Raw genomic sequence first — 16,652 nt, 5'->3', positions numbered from 1 at the left:
AAACAAAACTATTTTTGTTAATATCCCAGTTGACATTATCATCAAGAGAGGTGGAGGGACAGGCCCGGTGAAGCCTCAGCAACCTGCGGATGAAAGATTCCACAAGGTGCTAATTCCTGGAGTGATGCACAATCACTGAAGATGAAACAGAGGTTTAAGGACCCTTTTCTGAAGTGCATCCGCTCCGGAAAAGGGTCTTGTGTTTTATGGCATCCCCGGATCACCTTCTCGTGTCCATCGAATGAAACTGATCGTTGTGTAACTCCCAGCGGTCCCTGAAAAAATCCAATCCCCGCTCTTTGTGATGTTGCCGGATGCCAGATTGGGAAGGTCTGCTGGTTCTGGGGCCAGCTCCAGGGTCGCATCAGCGCTGCTGCTTGGCAAAAGCTGCCGTTAAGAATGTTTTGCCTGCGGGTGCCCCGTTTCGTGGTCAAGACATTTAGGCAGCAGGATATCATAAACTTCCGGGCAGCGGTGCAGCGACAGTTCTCTTTGTAGCTTTCTCTTCAAAGAGAAAGCGGGGGAAAGGCTAACGTGACTTGCCGGGCCAACATACTTTGGAAACAATTTACAGATCAACCTACGCATTTCTTTAAAATCAGAATATTCACTACTAATAAGAGAACTTACATGCACGTCACCCAGCATCTGGAACAGCGGAAGAAGACCCTGGTCTCACTGGAGATCACCCCGCCCGAGAAAGGCCACAGCATCCAGGTGATCTATGATGCCATCGACCGGCTGATGCCCTTCAATCCCTCCTTCATCAATGTCACCTATCACCAGCAGCGGATCGTCTACGAGGAGGTGAACGGCGTCATCGTCAAGATACCTAAGCGCAAGAAGCCTGGCACGGTGGGCATCTGCACCGCCCTGGCCAACCGCTACCGGGTGGAGACGGTGCCGCACCTGATCTGCGGGGGATTCAACCGTTACGAGACCGAGGATGCCCTGATCGACCTGCAGTACCTGGGCTTCGAGAACCTGTTCGTCATCCGGGGCGACCCCCCGCCCGATTACAAGGGCTTTCTCCCGGAGCCCGAGGGGCACCACCATGCCTGCCAGCTGGTGGAGCAGATAGCCCATCTCAACCGGGGCCAGTATCTGGAGAACCTGGACGACGCCATCCCCACCAATTTCTGCATGGGGGTGGCCGGATATCCGGAGAAGCATTACGAGGCCCCCAACCTAGCCGACGACATCCGGAACCTTAAATCCAAGGTGGACCAGGGCGCTTCGTATATATTGACCCAGATGGTGTTCTCGGCCGAATTGTTCGAATCGTTCGTCAAAAAGGCCCGGGAGGCCGGTATAACCGTGCCCATCATCCCCGGCATCAAGGTGATGGTCAACCGGGACCAGCTGACCAGTATCCCCCGCGATTTTTACGTTTCCTTGCCGGAAAAACTGGTGGACACCATCAAGCAGCATGACGACAAGGCCGCGGCCCGCCAGGCCGGGATCGATTTCACCGCCCGGCTCTGCCAGGACCTGATCGATCTGGATGTCCCCTGCCTTCACTTTTACACCCTGGGCAAGACCTCCGCCACCGCCGAGGTGATGAAACAGCTCAAGGAGAAACAGCTGATATGATCGGCAAATCCGACCTTATAAAACAGGCCAAAAAACATATCCTGGTTTTTGACGGTGCTATGGGTACCTATCTCAAGGAGCTGGGGATTACTGCAGATGATTATCAGGATCATCCCGGCTGCAACGAGTATCTGGCGGTCAGCCGGCCCGATCTCATTTCCCAGGTTCATAGGGATTATCTGACGGCCGGAGCCGATATCATCGAGACGGATACTTTCGGCGGGGCCCCGCATATTTTGGCGGAGCACGGATTAAAAGCCGGCGCTTTTGAGATCAACCAGACCGCCGCATCATTGGCCAGGGGGGCTGCCGGAGAATTCACCACTGCCCGGCACCCACGGTTCGTGGCCGGCTCGATGGGGCCGGGCTCCAGGATCCCCAGCCTGGGACAGGTAAGTTTCGATGACCTGAAGGGAAGTTATTCCATCCAGGCCGAAGGCCTGCTGGCCGGGGGGGTTGATCTTTTCCTGGTGGAGACCTGCCAGGACATCCTGCAGGCCAAGGCCGCCGTTGCCGCGATAAGGGAGGTCCAGGCAAAAAGATCTTTGATAAAACCGATCCTGGTCCAGTTCACCATCGACCAGGGCGGTCGCACCCTTACCGGCAGCGATATTTCAGCCCTACTGGCTTCGATGGAGAGCTGGGAGATCGATGCCATCGGGCTCAACTGCAGCCTGGGCCCGGAAGGCCTGGCCGAGGCGGTCTATTATCTGGGCCATAACTCACCCAAGCTGCTCTCCCTGCTGCCCAATGCCGGGCTGCCCAGGATGAAGAACGGGCAATTGTATTATGACCTGGGGCCGGAGCAGTTCACCCGCAGCATGGAGGGCTTCGCCCGGAACCCGGGTTTGAATTTCGCCGGGGGCTGCTGCGGCACCGGTCCCAAATACATCAAAATGCTGTCCGAAAGACTCAAGGATATCCCTCCCCGCCGGCCGGCAAAAATTACCGCCCGCATCTCCTCGCTATATCAGTCGCAGGAGATCGCGGTTTCGCCCAAGCCGCTGCTGATCGGCGAACGGACCAATGCCTCGGGCAGCAAGGCCTTTCGCGAACTGCTGGAGAAGGATGACCTTCAGGGCATGGCAGCTATGGCCTGTTCGCAGGAGAAAGAGGGGGCCCACGCCATCGACCTTTCGCTGGCCCGGCCCGGCCGGGATGAGGTTGATGATTACCGCCGCCTGTGCTTTCTGCTGAACACCCGCTGCCGTCTCCCGGTGATGATCGATTCCACTGACCCTGAAGCCGTCGAGGCAGCCTTGAAGAATCTCTCCGGGCGATCGATCATAAATTCCATCAACCTGGAGGATGGCGGCGCCAAGGCCCGAAAGATCCTGACCCTGTGCCGGCAATACGGGGCCGCCGTGGTCTGCCTGACCATCGACGAAAAAGGCATGGCCCATACCGCCGCCCGGAAAGTGGCGATAGCCCGGCGACTGGCCTCCCTATCCCTGAAGCATGGCCTTACCCATCAGGATCTTTTCTTCGATACCCTCACCTTCACCCTGGGCAGCGGCGACCGGTCGCTCAGCCGGGCCGGGTTGGAATCCCTAGAGGCCATCGCAGAGCTGAAAAAGATCTTCCCCGATTCCTTCACCGTCCTGGGTGTCAGCAATATCTCCTACGGGCTGCCGCCGGAGGCCCGGAAAGCCCTGAATTCGGTATTCCTGCAAAGGGCCATAACCGCCGGGCTGGATGCCGCCATAATCCATCCCGGAAAGATCATGCCCCTGAATCGGATCCCCCGCCAGGCGGTGGAGTTATGCGACGACCTTATCTTTGACCGCCGAAAAGGACAATCGTCTCCGCTGGAACTTATTTTGAATTATTTTTCCGGCAAGCCGGAAACAGCTCCACCCAAGACCCGACTCCGAAAGTTGACGTCCCAAAAACAGCTTCAGCAAAGCATAATCAGGGGCGAAGAAAAGGACCTGACGGATAATATCCGCCTTCTGCTGAAGGATCACGATCCGGTGACGATCATCGACCGGATATTGCTTCCGGCCATGGACCAAGTGGGAAAGCTTTTCGGTCGCGGCGAGATGCAGCTGCCTTTCGTTCTCCGCTCGGCCGAAGTGATGCAGAAAGCGGTGGATATCCTGAAGCCCCATCTCAAGGGCCGCAGAACTTCCCGCACCGGCACCATCGTGATCGCTACGGTCCGGGGCGACATCCATGACATCGGCAAGAACCTGGCGGGCTTGATCCTGACCGCCAACGGGTACCAGGTGATCGACCTGGGCATCAGGCAGACGGCCGAGGACATTCTTTTGGCGGTCAGGAGGCATAAGCCGATGGCCATTGGCCTTTCCGGTCTGCTGGTGGAATCGGCCCGGGCTATGTCGGAATATCTGGAGGTCTTCTCCGGGTCCGGATTGACCATTCCGGTGCTGTGCGGCGGAGCGGCATTGAATGAGTCATTCGTAAAGAAAGAGCTTCAGCCCCGCTATCAGGGCAAGGTTTTCTTTGCCGGGGACGCCATGGACGGCCTCAAGATAGTACAATCGCTGGATAAAAAACAGGCCGGCAGCAGCAAAACATCCAAAGCCAAATCCCGAAGGATGCCAAAAGACAGTATAACGGTGGTCAAAAGGATCCCCCTGGCCGAACTGCTGGGTCTGTTGGATAAAAAAACGTTGTTCGAAAAACGCTGGCAGATGGTGTCAAAGATGTCCCGTGGCAAAAAAAAGGAGCTACAGCTTGCCGAAGCCCAAAAAAACTTTGACCTTCTGGTTAATGGCTGCTTGCGGGGAGAAATCTTTGAACCCAAGATGATTTACGGTGTTTTTAAGGCTAAGTGGGACAAGCCGGTTATAAAATTACAGTTTCTAAAAGGGGCAAAACCCCTGGAACTGATTTTCTCGGCCAAATTTGCAGACAGAATGATGGGAAATAACAATGGTCGGGATTTTACAGTGGGATTGCAGGTGGTTACCCTGGGAAATAAGCTCAAAAGGGAATTTGCCCGGCTGAAAAAACAAAATAAGATCCGGGAACAGTTTTTGTTGTACGGCCTGTCGGCCGAACTGACCGAGGCCCTGGCCAAATGGGCCCAGGAAAGGACCCAGAGGGCCATGGGGCTTGCCGGCACCAAAAGGCTGAGCCCGGGATATCCGGTCTGGCCGGAACTTTCGGAGCAAAAGAAGGTTTTCTTTCTTTTAAAACCGCAACGGATCGGCATCCGCCTTTCCCCCGCCTGGCAGATGGACCCGGAATTCTCCACCAGCGCCATGGTGATAAAATAGCTTGCATTTGTCTTTTTTCAGGGTTAAAATGATTCAAATATTCGAAAGGACTCGTATGAGCACAAAGGTATCCTCCGAGCAGGCCATCACCGCCCTCAACAAGGCCATCAAGGGCGAGAAGACGGGGCTGGAAAGCTATTTGAAATTCGCCCGCAGCACCAGGTCGCAGTCTGGCAAGGATATGTTCATTAGGCTGGCCCAGGACGAATTCGGGCACATGGAGCTTCTGGAGAAGGAGCGCAACCGCCTTCAGCAGGGCAAGAGATGGGTGGGCCTCGATATCGCCCCCTCCGACATCGAGGAGGTGGTCCCCAAGCTTTCCTCCCAGCAGACCAGGATCAAGGCCGAACAGGGCACCTCGGATGACCTCACCGCCCTGAATATCGCATTGGATCTGGAGCGCAAGGCGGCCGATTTTTACATGCGCCAGGGCAACAAGGAGACCGATGTCACCGCCAAGCAGATATTTTTCCGGCTGGTCGAGATGGAGGAATCCCATTACAACCTGATCCAGGCCGAGATCGACAGCATCAATGACATAGGTTTCTGGTTCGGGGTCAGGGAATTTTCTTTGGAATCAAATTAAACCAAAAGGAGCACCATCATGGACCGGACCATCGAAATGCTCAAGCTGGCCATCCTGGCCGAACAGGACGGGTATCATCACTATCTGACCGCTTCGGCCATCACCACGGACAAAAAAGCCCAAGAGGTTTTCAAAGCTTTGGCCCAGGACGAGGAACTGCACCGCAAGACCCTGCTGGACGGGATCGCCTCCTACGGCCGGGACAAAAAATGGAATCTGGCCGCGATAGACGGCAAGTCGAAGGTATCCGCCGCCGGCCCCAGCCCCATCTTTTCGGCGGACTTCGTCAAGCGCATCAAGGACAAGCATTACGAGATGTCCGCCCTCTCCATCGGAATACTGCTGGAGCAGAATTCGATAGATTTTTATTCCAAGATGAAAAGCAAGGCCAAAAATGCCAAGCTTAAAACCCTGTTGTCCGTCCTGGTAGCCTGGGAGAAAAAACACCTGGAGGCGCTGGTCAAGCAACAGAAGTTATTCATGAGCGCCTACTGGGAAGAGGCCCGTTTCCAGCCGTTTTAAGAAAGAATATCAAAAGCCCGGATCGTAGATCCGGGCTTTTCTGTTGGGCGGTGATCTCAAAATTTTATGATCCTGGAAAAAGAATCTGCCTCCAGGCTGGCCCCGCCCACCAGGGCTCCGTCGATATCGTCCTGGGCCATAAGTTCCGTGACATTGTCCGGTTTGACGCTGCCGCCGTATTGTATCCTTATCTTTTCGGCAGTCTCGCTTCCCCACAGCCCGGCCAGCAGGTCGCGGATATAACGGTGGGCCTCCTGGGCCTGTTCCTTGCTGGCGGTCATTCCGGTCCCGATGGCCCAAACCGGCTCATAGGCAACTATCAACCGTTCGGGATCGGAGAGGTTTACTTCCTGCAGGCCATGCAGCACCTGGCGTTTCAGCACGTCGAAGGTCTGTTCCTTCTGGCGCTCCTGCAGGGTCTCGCCGATGCAGAATATGGGTATCAGCCCTGAAGACAAAGCTTTTTTGATCTTCTTGTTGATCAGGGCATCATCCTCGACAAAATACTGCCGTCGCTCGGAATGCCCTATGATCACAAATTTGCACCCGGCATCGATAAGAAACGCCGTGGATATCTCGCCGCTAAAGGCGCCTTTATCCTCGAAATGGCAGTTCTGGGCGCCCAATTCGACATTAGATCCTTTTATTGCTTCAGCCACGACCCCCAAGGCCGTAAAAGGCGGACACAGCACTATTTGAACTTTTTCAACCTTTTGAACCTTTTGAACAATGCCTTCCGCCAAAGCTTTGGCCTCGGACATATTTTTGTGCATCTTCCAGTTTCCGGCAATTATGGGTTTGCGCATTCTATCTCCTTTTATGATCAAATCCCTTGATGTTATTTATCCGTCAACGCCGCCACGCCGGGCAGTACTTTCCCCTCCAAAAACTCCAACGACGCCCCGCCCCCGGTGGAGATATGCGATATCTTTTCGGCCACCCCGGAAAGATGCACCGCCGAGGCGGAATCCCCCCCGCCGATGATGGACTTGGCCCCCGATGCCGCCACGGCTTTGGCCACTTCGAAGGTCCCCTTGGCGTATTCCGGGGTCTCGAAGATGCCCATCGGTCCGTTCCAGACTATGGTCCTAGCCCCGGAGATGGCCTTATTGTACTCGATGATCGTCCGGGGACCGATGTCCACACCGGCCAGGCCCCGGGGGATTTCTGCGACCTCTTTGGGATTGACGAAGGTGAAGGTCGGCTTTCCTTTCTTATCCGGTTGGCCTTCTTTTTTCTCGGCTGCAATGTGGTCTATCGGCAGTAGAAATCTGATCTTTTGGGATTTTTGCAGGATATCCTTGGCCATATTCAGTTTGTCCTTCTCGACCAGGGAGGAGCCGACCTCCTTGCCCTGGGCCAGCAAGAATGTGTAGGCCATGGCCCCGCCGATCAGAACGGCATCGGCTTTGTTTAAAAGATTCTCTATCACCGCAATTTTATCGGACACCTTGGCCCCGCCCAGGATGGCCACAAAGGGATGCTCCGGGCTTTCCAGGACGGCCGACAGATAATCTATCTCCTTCTCCATCAGGAACCCGGCGGCGTTCTGTTTGAAATATTTTGTCACTCCCTCGGTGGAGGCGTGGGCCCGGTGGGCAGTGCCGAAAGCGTCGTTGACATATATTTCCCCCAGCTCCGCCAGCTGTTTGGCAAAAGCCGGATCGTTCTTCTCCTCTTCGGCATGGAAACGCAGGTTCTCCAACAAGAGAACTTCGCCCGCTTTCAATTCCTGTGATATTTTCAGCGGCTCCAAACCGATGCAATCGGAAGCGAATTTGATCGGCTTTTTAAGCAATTCCGACAGCTTTTCAGCCACCGGTTTTAGGGTGAACTGCACATTTACCTGACCATCGGGCCTTCCCAGATGGGACATCAATATTACCTTGGCCCCATGTTCGATCAGATAATTGATGGTAGGCAGAGCCCCCACCACCCGGGAGTCGTCCTTGATGGCCCCGGTCTTCTTGTCCTGGGGAACGTTGAAATCCACCCGGACCAGCACCCGTTTGCCTTTCAGATCGAGATCGCGGATATTGAGTTTTTTCATGGAAATCCTCCTCTGCGGCAATTTGAGATTCAATATTTGATATTTTCAATTTTCACAGGAACGGGTTCTCTTTCCGCTCTTGCCCAATGGTGGTCCTCGGCCCATGGCCCGGCCGGATCACGGTCTCATCGGGCAGGTTCAAAAGCCTTTCTTTGATTGAGCGGATGATGGCCTTTTCATCTCCGCCCGGCAGATCGGTCCGTCCCACCGAGCCGGCAAACAATGTATCGCCGGAGAAAAGCGTGCCATCGACATGAAGACAAATGCATCCCGGTGTATGGCCGGGGGTATGGATCACCCGTATCGATAGCTTTCCCAGCTGTATAATTTGGCCGTCCTCCAACTGCCGGTCGGCCGGAGGAGAGACGACCTCTTTCCCGAACATGAACGAGCCGTTCATGGTGCCCGATCCAATCATGTCGGCATCACTGGAGTGAATGAGCAGTTCGGCCCCGGTGGCCTTTTTGATCGGTTGGTTGCCGGCTATGTGGTCGATATGGCCGTGAGTGTTCAGGATATATCGGGGTTTCAGGTCATGCTGGCTGATAAGCCCCAGGATGGTCCTTGCTTCGCCCGGGTTGAAAGCCCCGGGGTCTATTATCATCGCTTCCCCGGTTTCAGAGCAGGCCAGCAGATAGCAATTGGTGTCCACCAGACCCTTGGCCACCACGGTCTGATATATCAGGGGTTTGTTTGGATCGATCAATTTATCACTTCCCCTGGGCCTGAACCTTGAGCTGAAAATCCTTCCAATTAGCCACCAGGCTGCCCTTCATATAAAGATTGATGACCGTGTATTTGTCGTTTAGGTCGGCATAATACAAGTGGGACATCTTCTGGATGAAAGTGACCGCCTCCTGGAACATTGCCGGCAGATCGTCCTGGGGGTAGGTGAACTTTCCCGCACCCAAGTAGCTGGCCTTGTCCTTCTCCTGAAGTTCCAGGTAGCAGTTCAGCACCAAGCTGTCCGGCCAGGCCAGCGCCGTTATGGAACTGCTGATCAGTTTTCCGCTGATACCCTGGGCCCGGCTGTTGTAGGCGGTCATTTTTAATGCGATCAGGTCGGCCACCGTGAATACCGCCTGCTTGTCGTATGACTCGGGAAGATATTTATAAAGGCCCTGGGGCGATGTTTCCTCGGCAGCCGCCTGGTCCTTTTTCTTGTCGCTCTTTTTTTCGGCCGGCAGGGAGAAGGCCAGCAGCAAGGTAATGAGCAGCGCCAATGATAGATGTCTTTTCATCTTTTTCTCCTTAGTGTATGTTCAATCCAGAATGGAGTCGGGAAGTTTGTCGTCCCGCTTTATCCGCTCCGCCATGCTTTCGCTTATCTTTTTACGCAGTTCCAATATCGGGACGTATTTCTTGAAATTGATGCGATCGGGGCCCACCATCTCCTCGTCCATCAGCATCTTTTTCAGGGATTCGTACAAGGCCCGGATCTCGCCGTGTTTCTTTCCCTGGAGCCGCTTCAGCTGGCGGGCCAGAGCCTCCTTCTGCATTTGGTCGGAGGCCTGGTTTATCCTTTTCTTCAGATCCTGCTCATCCAGCACGTATTTCATGGCCAGCGGCTGGGCCACGGCTTTCTTGACAGCTGCCAGAACAGGATCAACCATTCCTCTGTCTTCCTCCGTCCTTGGATCTGATGGCTGAGGTTCATCGCAGGTGGCATTCACCTCGTAAGCCCTTTCGTGGGCTATCTTCATGGAATCTTTCATCAACTGGACTATCAGGGGATCGATGGATTGGATCTCCATCAGCTGTTCGGCTCTGAGGTCGTGCAGCCAGAATTGGACCGTCTGGATGGCCGAGTTGCGCACCGCCTCAAGGTAGATCTGGACGCTAAGGGGGTTCATATTAAGATATTGAAGGACCGATTCGTCGGTCGGCGTTTCCTTGCGATCCCGTCCGGTATATACTCCGGAGGTGATCTCGAACCCCTGCCCCAGGCAGATATAATCCTTGGTGTCGTTGAAAAACAGCCGGCCCATAAAATATTTGGTCTCGTCGGCCGGCCGGTATTTGACCAGCACATGAGTGCCCTCCAGCAGGCCGGATTGCCGGTCCTTAATTTTCAGGACCTGGCGCAGGTCGAAATAACGATCGTTGCCATCGGTGCCCTTGAGCTTAGGAAGCAGCTTGGCCAGCTCCTGTTTTTGCTCCCTGCTCAGCTGGCTGAGGTTCTCCGAAGGGCGGTACCTCATGGCCCGGCGGTTGACCTCGTCGTATTCCGTCTTCAGCCGCTCCATCTCCTCGGAATGCTGGGCGATGGAGATACTGTCATGCAGCAGCGCCTCTAGCTGGTCCACCGTCTGCTCCAGATCTTTCTTCTCGTTTTCGATGGCCAGGATGGTCTCCTCGGCCATCTTCATGGCTTCCTCGCGGGCCTGGCTGACCTGCTGTTGGTTCTTCTCCTCGCTGACTCCGCTGTTCTTCACCTCCAAAATCTTGGCGGTGAGCAGACCGATCTTGTTCCTCTCGGACTCGTAAAGGTCCTTAAGCCTGGCTATGGCGACAGTATGGTCGCGCCTTTCCTTTTCCAGTTTCATCAACCGCTGGGCGTACACTTTGTTGGCCACGGTGATGGCCCGCTCCTTGTCGCCGCTGAAGGCGGTGGGGGCGTAATAGACCAGGGTGTCGGTCTTATACTGGCCGGCCAGTTCGATCCTGTCGCCGACCAGATTGGCCACCACCTCGGAGATGTCTACCATCAGAGCCTCCTTGGCGCTCATGGTCATCTGTGGGCTGCCCCCGAACATCTTCATAACGGTTTTTTCCTTGTCGCGCAGATCCTCTATGGTCAGGATTATGCTCGGTTCCATCACTTTGCCGTCCGGCATTATTACCATTATCTTTCCCTGGGGGGTCTGTTTCTTCCCTGCGGTCATATCAGCTGTTTTTTGGTTAAAGGTTCAGATATAATATGTCAATTTAACATAAAACGCTGTCAAATTTCAACCACTATATAACCAGTAAAGCCATCAGCGGTATTTTCTTGCTTTGCCGGCCGGCCGCCCATTAGCCTGGCAGGTAAATGATAGGACCTGGGTCTCGCCGATGGCCGGGACAGTTCCAGTAAAAAGGCCCTTTCGGGCAAGTCGAGGATCAGCCAGCTCATGGTCGCTTGCTGTGTCCCCGTGCCGGTCAGCGATACCAGCTGCGCCATCCAGTAAAGCCTGAAATCATGATGCCTCAGGAAAAGCGTCGGTGGTTTTAATATCCACCGCTTTTGGTTAAGGTTGACAAACTGATGTTTGGTTGTTATCATTGTCCAAACCTAACAGACTTGAAAATAAAGGAACCCCATGCCCAAAAAAATCATTCTTGCATTGCCCCTGATGTTGTTGGCCGCCGGATATTGTCTGGCCCAAACTAACTGCCCCTTCGGCCTGACCGACGATCCCGCCCCGGGCCAGTGCGGGCGCTATGTTGACGGCAATGGGGACAGCATCTGCGATCTGTCCCAGGACCTCACTCAATCTGGCGGAGCCTCGGCCGGGGAACCGGGGGATGATACCCAAAATGAAAACCCCGGGCCGGCTGGAGAATCGACCGATAATAATCAAACCGAACAGGGATCGGAATTGGATGCTATTCCGCAGCCGGATCCCCAGAATATTCCCGCGGCCGCTCCGGAGGAACAACCGGAAACAATAGCCATCGAACGGCCCGAAGGGGAACCCCTGAAACTAAACCGCCCCAACTATCACCCCTGGCTTCTGCTGTTTATGGTCTCAGTATTAGCTAGTGCCGGGGAAATATGGCAGCGGCAGGACCCCAAAAAGATCATTCTTATCCAAACCGCCTGGAATTGGTTGCTGCTGATCAGTTTTTTTGCCGGTTCGCTGACCGGACTATATTTTATCCTGCCGCCGGGATCCCGGCCCGTCATCACTTTCAATTTGTCCCACTGGCATAGCGTCACCGGTCTGATATTCATTTACATCGGGCTATACCATGCCATCCGCCGGGCCGTCTGCCTTATAAGGGGACCCAGGTCCTGCACCAAGCAGACACCCTGCTGCTGATCTAGGGCAGCGGCGGAACCACCCTCTTTCCCCTGGCCTTGCCGGGGGAGTTATCAAACACCTCTATCACATGGTAAACCGCCACGATTGATTTCCTGGGGGCCGCCCCATGGAAATAATCATGGATGCCGTTTACGTATTCCACCATCTGTCTCTGGTATCCGGTAAGCTCCGGATCATTGGGATCGATCAGCTGGGCTAGGGCCCGGACCTCGAAAGAGGGAATATCCAGAAAGACGATGGATACCGCCGGATCGGTCATCTGATTCAAAAAGGTATGGGTGGCAAAATCCGGCTTGGCATACAGTTCCAAAGAGACCTGCTTGGTGTCATCCAGCAGGTCCTTTCTCTGGCCATAGAGGTTCATCAGCCAGTTCAGTTTATAGTTCATTGAGGAATCCGCCGTAGATTGAAGCTCATCCAGCAGCCCGCCAATGGCCTCCGGTTTGGGAAGAAAGCCCATCCCCTTTACCGCATTGTTGATGGTGGTCCGGCTGTCCCCGCGGCCGGCTCCGTGGCTGGCCACCATTCCGCTGTGCGGCCCGGCAAAACCCGGCATCTCCCGTTTTTTGATGCCCTCCAGGGATTTAATCCTCTCCTTAAGGTTCCATTCCATGAAGTCCGGGGAAAGATGCTGGATGGTAAAATCCTGCCACCGGCCTTCCACTTTTGCCCGGAGGACCCCCTGCCCGGCTTTTTTCAGATCGATATCATCCTGCCGACAGTATTTGCCATCCCTCCAGAATTCAGCGCCCGGGGACGGTTTGTTTTTCCCGGCGGCAAAAAGGTTGGCCGATAAAAAACAGACAGCGGCGGATAAAACAATCGACTTGAACATACGCCTCTCCTTATAATTGGGTTTATATCTAATGCTAAATAAGACTGCGGCCGGGATCTCCGGTTATGGCTGTCGCCTCTCCAGCATGATGGAGTTGGCCTGGGGCACCAGGTAGCATTTGAAATCCGCCCCATGTTTGAGCTTCAGATAGTCCAAAGCGCTTTGGCAGTCGGGCACGAACTTGAATTTCAGTTCCTGGGTCTTGGATTTCTCGATGCTGCTTATCAGCAGAACCTCGCATTTATCCATCACCAGAGCTGTGGCAAAGGCCCGATGGGCCTCGGCGGTGATATTTTCTTCGGGGGTAGATAATATTTCTTTTATCGAATACCTCTCCATCCAGTGGCCGAACCCATCCTGTCCAACCCCCTCCCGGCATTCACCGACCAGCACTATGGTCCCGCCAGGCTTGACAGCGCATTCCAGGTTATTGAGCAACCTCTGCATCTGGTAGAGGTTGATGTCCAGCGGATATCCCCCGGCCGAGGCGATGATGCAGTCTGCCAATCCCCCATACTCAGCCGACCATACCTGGCGGCACAATTCTACCCCCGACTCCCAGGCCCTCTGCCAGTGCCCGGCGAATAGGCCGGCGATATTACCTTCCGGGGTGGGGACTACGTTAATCAGGAAGTCAATTCTTGCCAGCGAAGCGGCTTCGGCCATTTCAAGGTGGATGGGATTATCTCTGATGATCCCCGGCCCGTTTTTGCGCCGGGCGACCATGGCGTGGTTGGCGGCAATGGAGCTTCGCGAGGCGCAGCCCGGCATGACCGCCTTCCGGCCGCCGGAATAGCCCGCCAGGTAATGCGGAGTGATCTTGCCGGTGGCAATAATGAAATCGCTCTCCAGCAACCGCTGGTTCACTTCCACTTCACGGCCGTTTGTCAGCCGGCTTAGGGCGATGCAGTTTTGGTCGCAGTTATGGGCATACAGGTTCAGCCGATCGAAGGCCTTTGGCCCATACATGGCCTCTCGTTCCTCGCAGCTGGGCGCCCGGTGATTCCCGGTGGCGATAAGAAGATCGGCCTGATTGGGGCCGATCCCGGCTTTTTGAAACTCATCCAACAGGCGATCCAGGATCAAGGAATAATGGGGAACCACCCTGGTATGGTCGCTGGCGATTATCAGGGGTCTATGGGGTTTGATTTTTTTCAAAAGTTCACAAAGTGGGGGTGATCCGATGGGTTTTAGCATTGCCTTGTCCAGAGCGGCGGGAACGCCGCTGATAGCCTCTCTACCTGAAACCGAAAGGATTTCGAGCAGGTTCTTTTCTGGCATATCAATTTTAAGGCAGGTGTCTCCGTAGGCCAATTCAATATGTTTTGATAGCAGTGCCATAAGCACTTAATAATCAATAAATTAAAAATATAACCAGGCTGGAATGATTTGTAACTATAACCCTTATTTGGGCACCTAGTCAAGGATAAAGTTCCGCCGGCTTTCTTTATCTTTTGGAGGATGAAATTAAAAGACTCTTTACATTCTGGCAAAATTTTAGTATAATGATTGTCTTGAAAAAATGCGCCATTAGCTCAGTTGGTAGAGCAGCTGACTCTTAATCAGCGGGTCAAAGGTTCGAGTCCTTTATGGCGCACCAGATAATTAAAAGGCAACCAATAGGTTGCCTTTTTTGTTTTATACTGACTTGGGCCTTCTTTTATGGTTTGTGCCATATTTGTGCCATAGCTTTCTGAATATGCCCATTTCAAATGCACTAAAAGGTATTTATTGTTCCCCCAGGAACCCGAGCAGTCAAACGATTAAATAATTACACCCCTTGAAACCACCCCACCACGTTCGGGGGTGAATAACCATTCGGATTTTGCCTTGAGATTCGATCAGAGGTTGCAATGCCCGTAAGAACCGCCATTCATAACATTGTGGTGCATACTCTCCACGATCATGATAATTCTCCCATCTGTAATGATGTGCGGCTTCATGCACATAAGTTGTTGCGTTGGATATGGCAGTTACTTGTCTCCATGCTGCATTATTAACGGGTGGGACACGTAATTTAATGTGTACAAGCCGGGGACGGCTCCCAATAAACGCTACCCCATTAGCTGGAAGATCAGGCCGGACAACCACTTCGTCAATGTTGGAATATACAAATTTATCATAACCAGCAAGTTTAAGGAAATAGAGTACATCTTCGGGAATGTAGATTTTATTCGTGATACTCATTATGGTGTACCTCCTTTAATTTAGATAAGAGGGTTACTGTTGTAGGAATTGTTATTGTTTTGTTGCAGGTGAATAACTGAACGGAAGGCTATTTTTCTGATAATTCCTTGAGCAAATACCAGACCCATGACTATGTATGCAATGATTCCCGCCTTAATTGCTGCCCGCAAGATCTCCTTGGCAGAATATTTTCTAGCCATCACTGCGACGAAGACCAGTGCAAATAAATGATAAATTAACATTTTATCCTCCTTAGAATATTGTTGTTGTGAGTAAAATAGCCCAGCTTAAAAAGCTGGACTATAATTGCTATCTCAGAACCATTGCATGACTGACCTTGTATTGTCCTCTGGTTTCCCTTATTGTTTGTGGCTTTGGTTTCTCTGGTTTAAGGTAATTTAACTTTCCGACAGCTTCCTGGAGGTGTTCATTTGAAAGATGCGAATACCTCATCGTCATTTTTAAATCTTTATGGCCAAGAAGCTGCTGAACCACTTTTATGCTGGCACCGCTCATCACAAGATAAGATGCAAAGGTATGGCGCAGGTCGTGAAATCTGAAATCCCTAACGTTTGCCCTTTTCAATGCATCCGTGAAGTTCCTTCGCAGATTAGTCCTGCATTCGGCAAACACCACTTCGCTCTTTTTCTTTGCGGATAATTCCTGTAACTGAGAAAACAAACTGTCGTTGATTGGGATGATTCTCCGCTCATTGGTCTTGGTTTTCTCGACGACAAGGATCCTGTTCTTCAAATCCACATTGCTCCAATTGAGATTGAGGATTTCAGATCTCCTCATCCCGGTGTACATCGCGACCAGTATGATAAGTTTGGATCCTGCTGGCAACTCTTGTAGTAATCTTTTGATTTCCTCCTCGGACAAGAAACGCAATCTCCCTGGGGGCTCCTTTAACAGCTTAATGCCTTTCATCGGGTTTGACAATAAATATCCCCATTGTATTGCCTTGTTCAACATATGACGCAAGCAGGCAAGGTCGCGGTTAACACTAGCTGGTTTTAAATTCTTGCTACGCTCCTCCTTATAAGATTCAATATCCTGGGGTTTGATATCTGTAAGGTATTTGCCCTTGAAGAATAAATTCAACGCTTTAATATTAGTGATGTTTAAAGTATACGATTTCTCTGATTTATTTATTTTTGCATACTTCAAATATTCCTCAGAATATTTTTCAAAAAGAATTTTATTTGTTTCTTGAATTCCCAAATGTTCCTTTCTTGCAATCTTGACTTCAATGTCTTTCAGAGTTAATTCAGCAACCTTTTTTGAATATCCGATTCGTTTTCTGAATCGTTTGCCTTGGAAAATATAGTCTATGTACCATACTTTCCTTCTTTGATATATTCGCATTGTATCTCCTTTTCAACTGCCTAACAGCAGACCTTTATAGTTTTACGTCAAGAGCACGTTGGCTCCTTCCGCTAACTTTTCTTTTTTTAAGCCAATCCTCTATCAACTCCTCGTCGAACCTTACTAATCGCCCAAGCTTAAAATGGGGGATAATGCCTTCATGTATCCAGCTATAGATAGTCATGGGTTTCACACACAGCTTTTCAGCAAGTGTATTTATGTCTATAAGGCGGCTCAT

16 protein-coding genes, 1 tRNA gene and 1 other annotated feature are annotated in these 16,652 nt (G+C 52.5%); of the genes, 6 read left to right on the top strand and 11 right to left on the bottom strand.

Going from position 1 to position 16,652, the window contains the following annotated elements; genetic code table 11:
* Window positions 1–35: 35 nt before the first annotated feature.
* Window positions 36–148: a binding site (SAM riboswitch class I), on the top strand.
* Window positions 149–630: 482 nt separating this feature from the next.
* From A2273_08610 to A2273_08595, 4 genes are read left to right on the top strand one after another with little or no spacing between them, the layout of a single operon-like run.
* Complete coding sequence (locus A2273_08610) at window positions 631–1,593, top strand: methylenetetrahydrofolate reductase [NAD(P)H] (protein ID OGF06991.1); 963 nt, start codon at window positions 631–633, stop codon at window positions 1,591–1,593.
* Entirely contained in the window at window positions 1,590–4,838 is a 3,249-nt protein-coding gene (locus A2273_08605; GenBank protein OGF06990.1) for a hypothetical protein, read from the top strand. The genes A2273_08610 and A2273_08605 overlap by 4 nt, the downstream gene beginning before the upstream one ends.
* A gap of 55 nt (window positions 4,839–4,893) precedes the next feature.
* On the top strand, window positions 4,894–5,424 hold the full coding sequence (locus A2273_08600) for a hypothetical protein (protein ID OGF06989.1): 531 nt from the start codon (window positions 4,894–4,896) through the stop codon (window positions 5,422–5,424).
* Window positions 5,425–5,442: 18 nt separating this feature from the next.
* The gene (locus tag A2273_08595; GenBank protein ID OGF06988.1) at window positions 5,443–5,946 is read left to right on the top strand and encodes a hypothetical protein; all 504 of its coding nucleotides are present in this window, start codon (window positions 5,443–5,445) and stop codon (window positions 5,944–5,946) included.
* A gap of 56 nt (window positions 5,947–6,002) precedes the next feature.
* Here the strand turns inward: A2273_08595 and A2273_08590 are convergent, their stop codons facing one another.
* From A2273_08590 to A2273_08565, 6 genes are read right to left on the bottom strand one after another with little or no spacing between them, the layout of a single operon-like run.
* The gene (locus tag A2273_08590; protein ID OGF06987.1) at window positions 6,003–6,752 is read right to left on the bottom strand and encodes a triose-phosphate isomerase; all 750 of its coding nucleotides are present in this window, start codon (window positions 6,750–6,752) and stop codon (window positions 6,003–6,005) included.
* 32 nt (window positions 6,753–6,784) lie between these two features.
* The gene (locus A2273_08585) at window positions 6,785–7,996 is read right to left on the bottom strand and encodes a phosphoglycerate kinase (GenBank protein OGF06986.1); all 1,212 of its coding nucleotides are present in this window, start codon (window positions 7,994–7,996) and stop codon (window positions 6,785–6,787) included.
* 52 nt (window positions 7,997–8,048) lie between these two features.
* Window positions 8,049–8,681: an MBL fold metallo-hydrolase gene (locus tag A2273_08580; GenBank protein OGF07146.1), complete on the bottom strand. Its 633-nt coding sequence runs from the start codon at window positions 8,679–8,681 to the stop codon at window positions 8,049–8,051.
* 25 nt (window positions 8,682–8,706) lie between these two features.
* A complete protein-coding gene (locus A2273_08575; protein ID OGF06985.1) occupies window positions 8,707–9,237 on the bottom strand; it encodes a hypothetical protein in 531 nt (176 codons plus the stop codon).
* A gap of 21 nt (window positions 9,238–9,258) precedes the next feature.
* The gene (locus A2273_08570; GenBank protein ID OGF06984.1) at window positions 9,259–10,881 is read right to left on the bottom strand and encodes a hypothetical protein; all 1,623 of its coding nucleotides are present in this window, start codon (window positions 10,879–10,881) and stop codon (window positions 9,259–9,261) included.
* A 59-nt stretch (window positions 10,882–10,940) separates the two neighbouring features.
* Complete coding sequence (locus A2273_08565) at window positions 10,941–11,261, bottom strand: hypothetical protein (protein OGF06983.1); 321 nt, start codon at window positions 11,259–11,261, stop codon at window positions 10,941–10,943.
* A 37-nt stretch (window positions 11,262–11,298) separates the two neighbouring features.
* Between A2273_08565 and A2273_08560 the strand changes: the two genes are divergently transcribed.
* On the top strand, window positions 11,299–12,021 hold the full coding sequence (locus tag A2273_08560; GenBank protein OGF06982.1) for a hypothetical protein: 723 nt from the start codon (window positions 11,299–11,301) through the stop codon (window positions 12,019–12,021).
* Window position 12,022: 1 nt separating this feature from the next.
* Here the strand turns inward: A2273_08560 and A2273_08555 are convergent, their stop codons facing one another.
* Both A2273_08555 and A2273_08550 read right to left on the bottom strand, forming a co-directional pair.
* Window positions 12,023–12,859, bottom strand: a complete 837-nt coding sequence (locus tag A2273_08555) for a hypothetical protein (GenBank protein OGF06981.1) — start codon at window positions 12,857–12,859, stop codon at window positions 12,023–12,025.
* Between the two features lie 63 nt (window positions 12,860–12,922).
* Entirely contained in the window at window positions 12,923–14,017 is a 1,095-nt protein-coding gene (locus A2273_08550) for a hypothetical protein (protein ID OGF06980.1), read from the bottom strand.
* Window positions 14,018–14,383: 366 nt separating this feature from the next.
* On the opposite strand from A2273_08550, the gene A2273_08545 reads away from it, so the two are divergent.
* A tRNA-Lys gene (locus A2273_08545) sits at window positions 14,384–14,459 on the top strand.
* 607 nt (window positions 14,460–15,066) lie between these two features.
* Here the strand turns inward: A2273_08545 and A2273_08540 are convergent.
* The 3 genes from A2273_08540 to A2273_08530 form a co-directional block, all read right to left on the bottom strand.
* Window positions 15,067–15,288, bottom strand: a complete 222-nt coding sequence (locus A2273_08540) for a hypothetical protein (protein ID OGF06979.1) — start codon at window positions 15,286–15,288, stop codon at window positions 15,067–15,069.
* 67 nt (window positions 15,289–15,355) lie between these two features.
* Window positions 15,356–16,414: a hypothetical protein gene (locus A2273_08535; protein ID OGF06978.1), complete on the bottom strand. Its 1,059-nt coding sequence runs from the start codon at window positions 16,412–16,414 to the stop codon at window positions 15,356–15,358.
* A 34-nt stretch (window positions 16,415–16,448) separates the two neighbouring features.
* Window positions 16,449–16,652, bottom strand: coding sequence for a hypothetical protein (locus tag A2273_08530; GenBank protein OGF06977.1), 204 nt, complete (start codon window positions 16,650–16,652; stop codon window positions 16,449–16,451).

The sequence above is a fragment of the Candidatus Edwardsbacteria bacterium RifOxyA12_full_54_48 genome (assembly GCA_001777915.1).
In the GTDB taxonomy this organism is placed as follows: domain Bacteria; phylum Edwardsbacteria; class AC1; order AC1; family EtOH8; genus UBA2226.
This window is presented reverse-complemented; position numbering and strand designations above follow the sequence as displayed.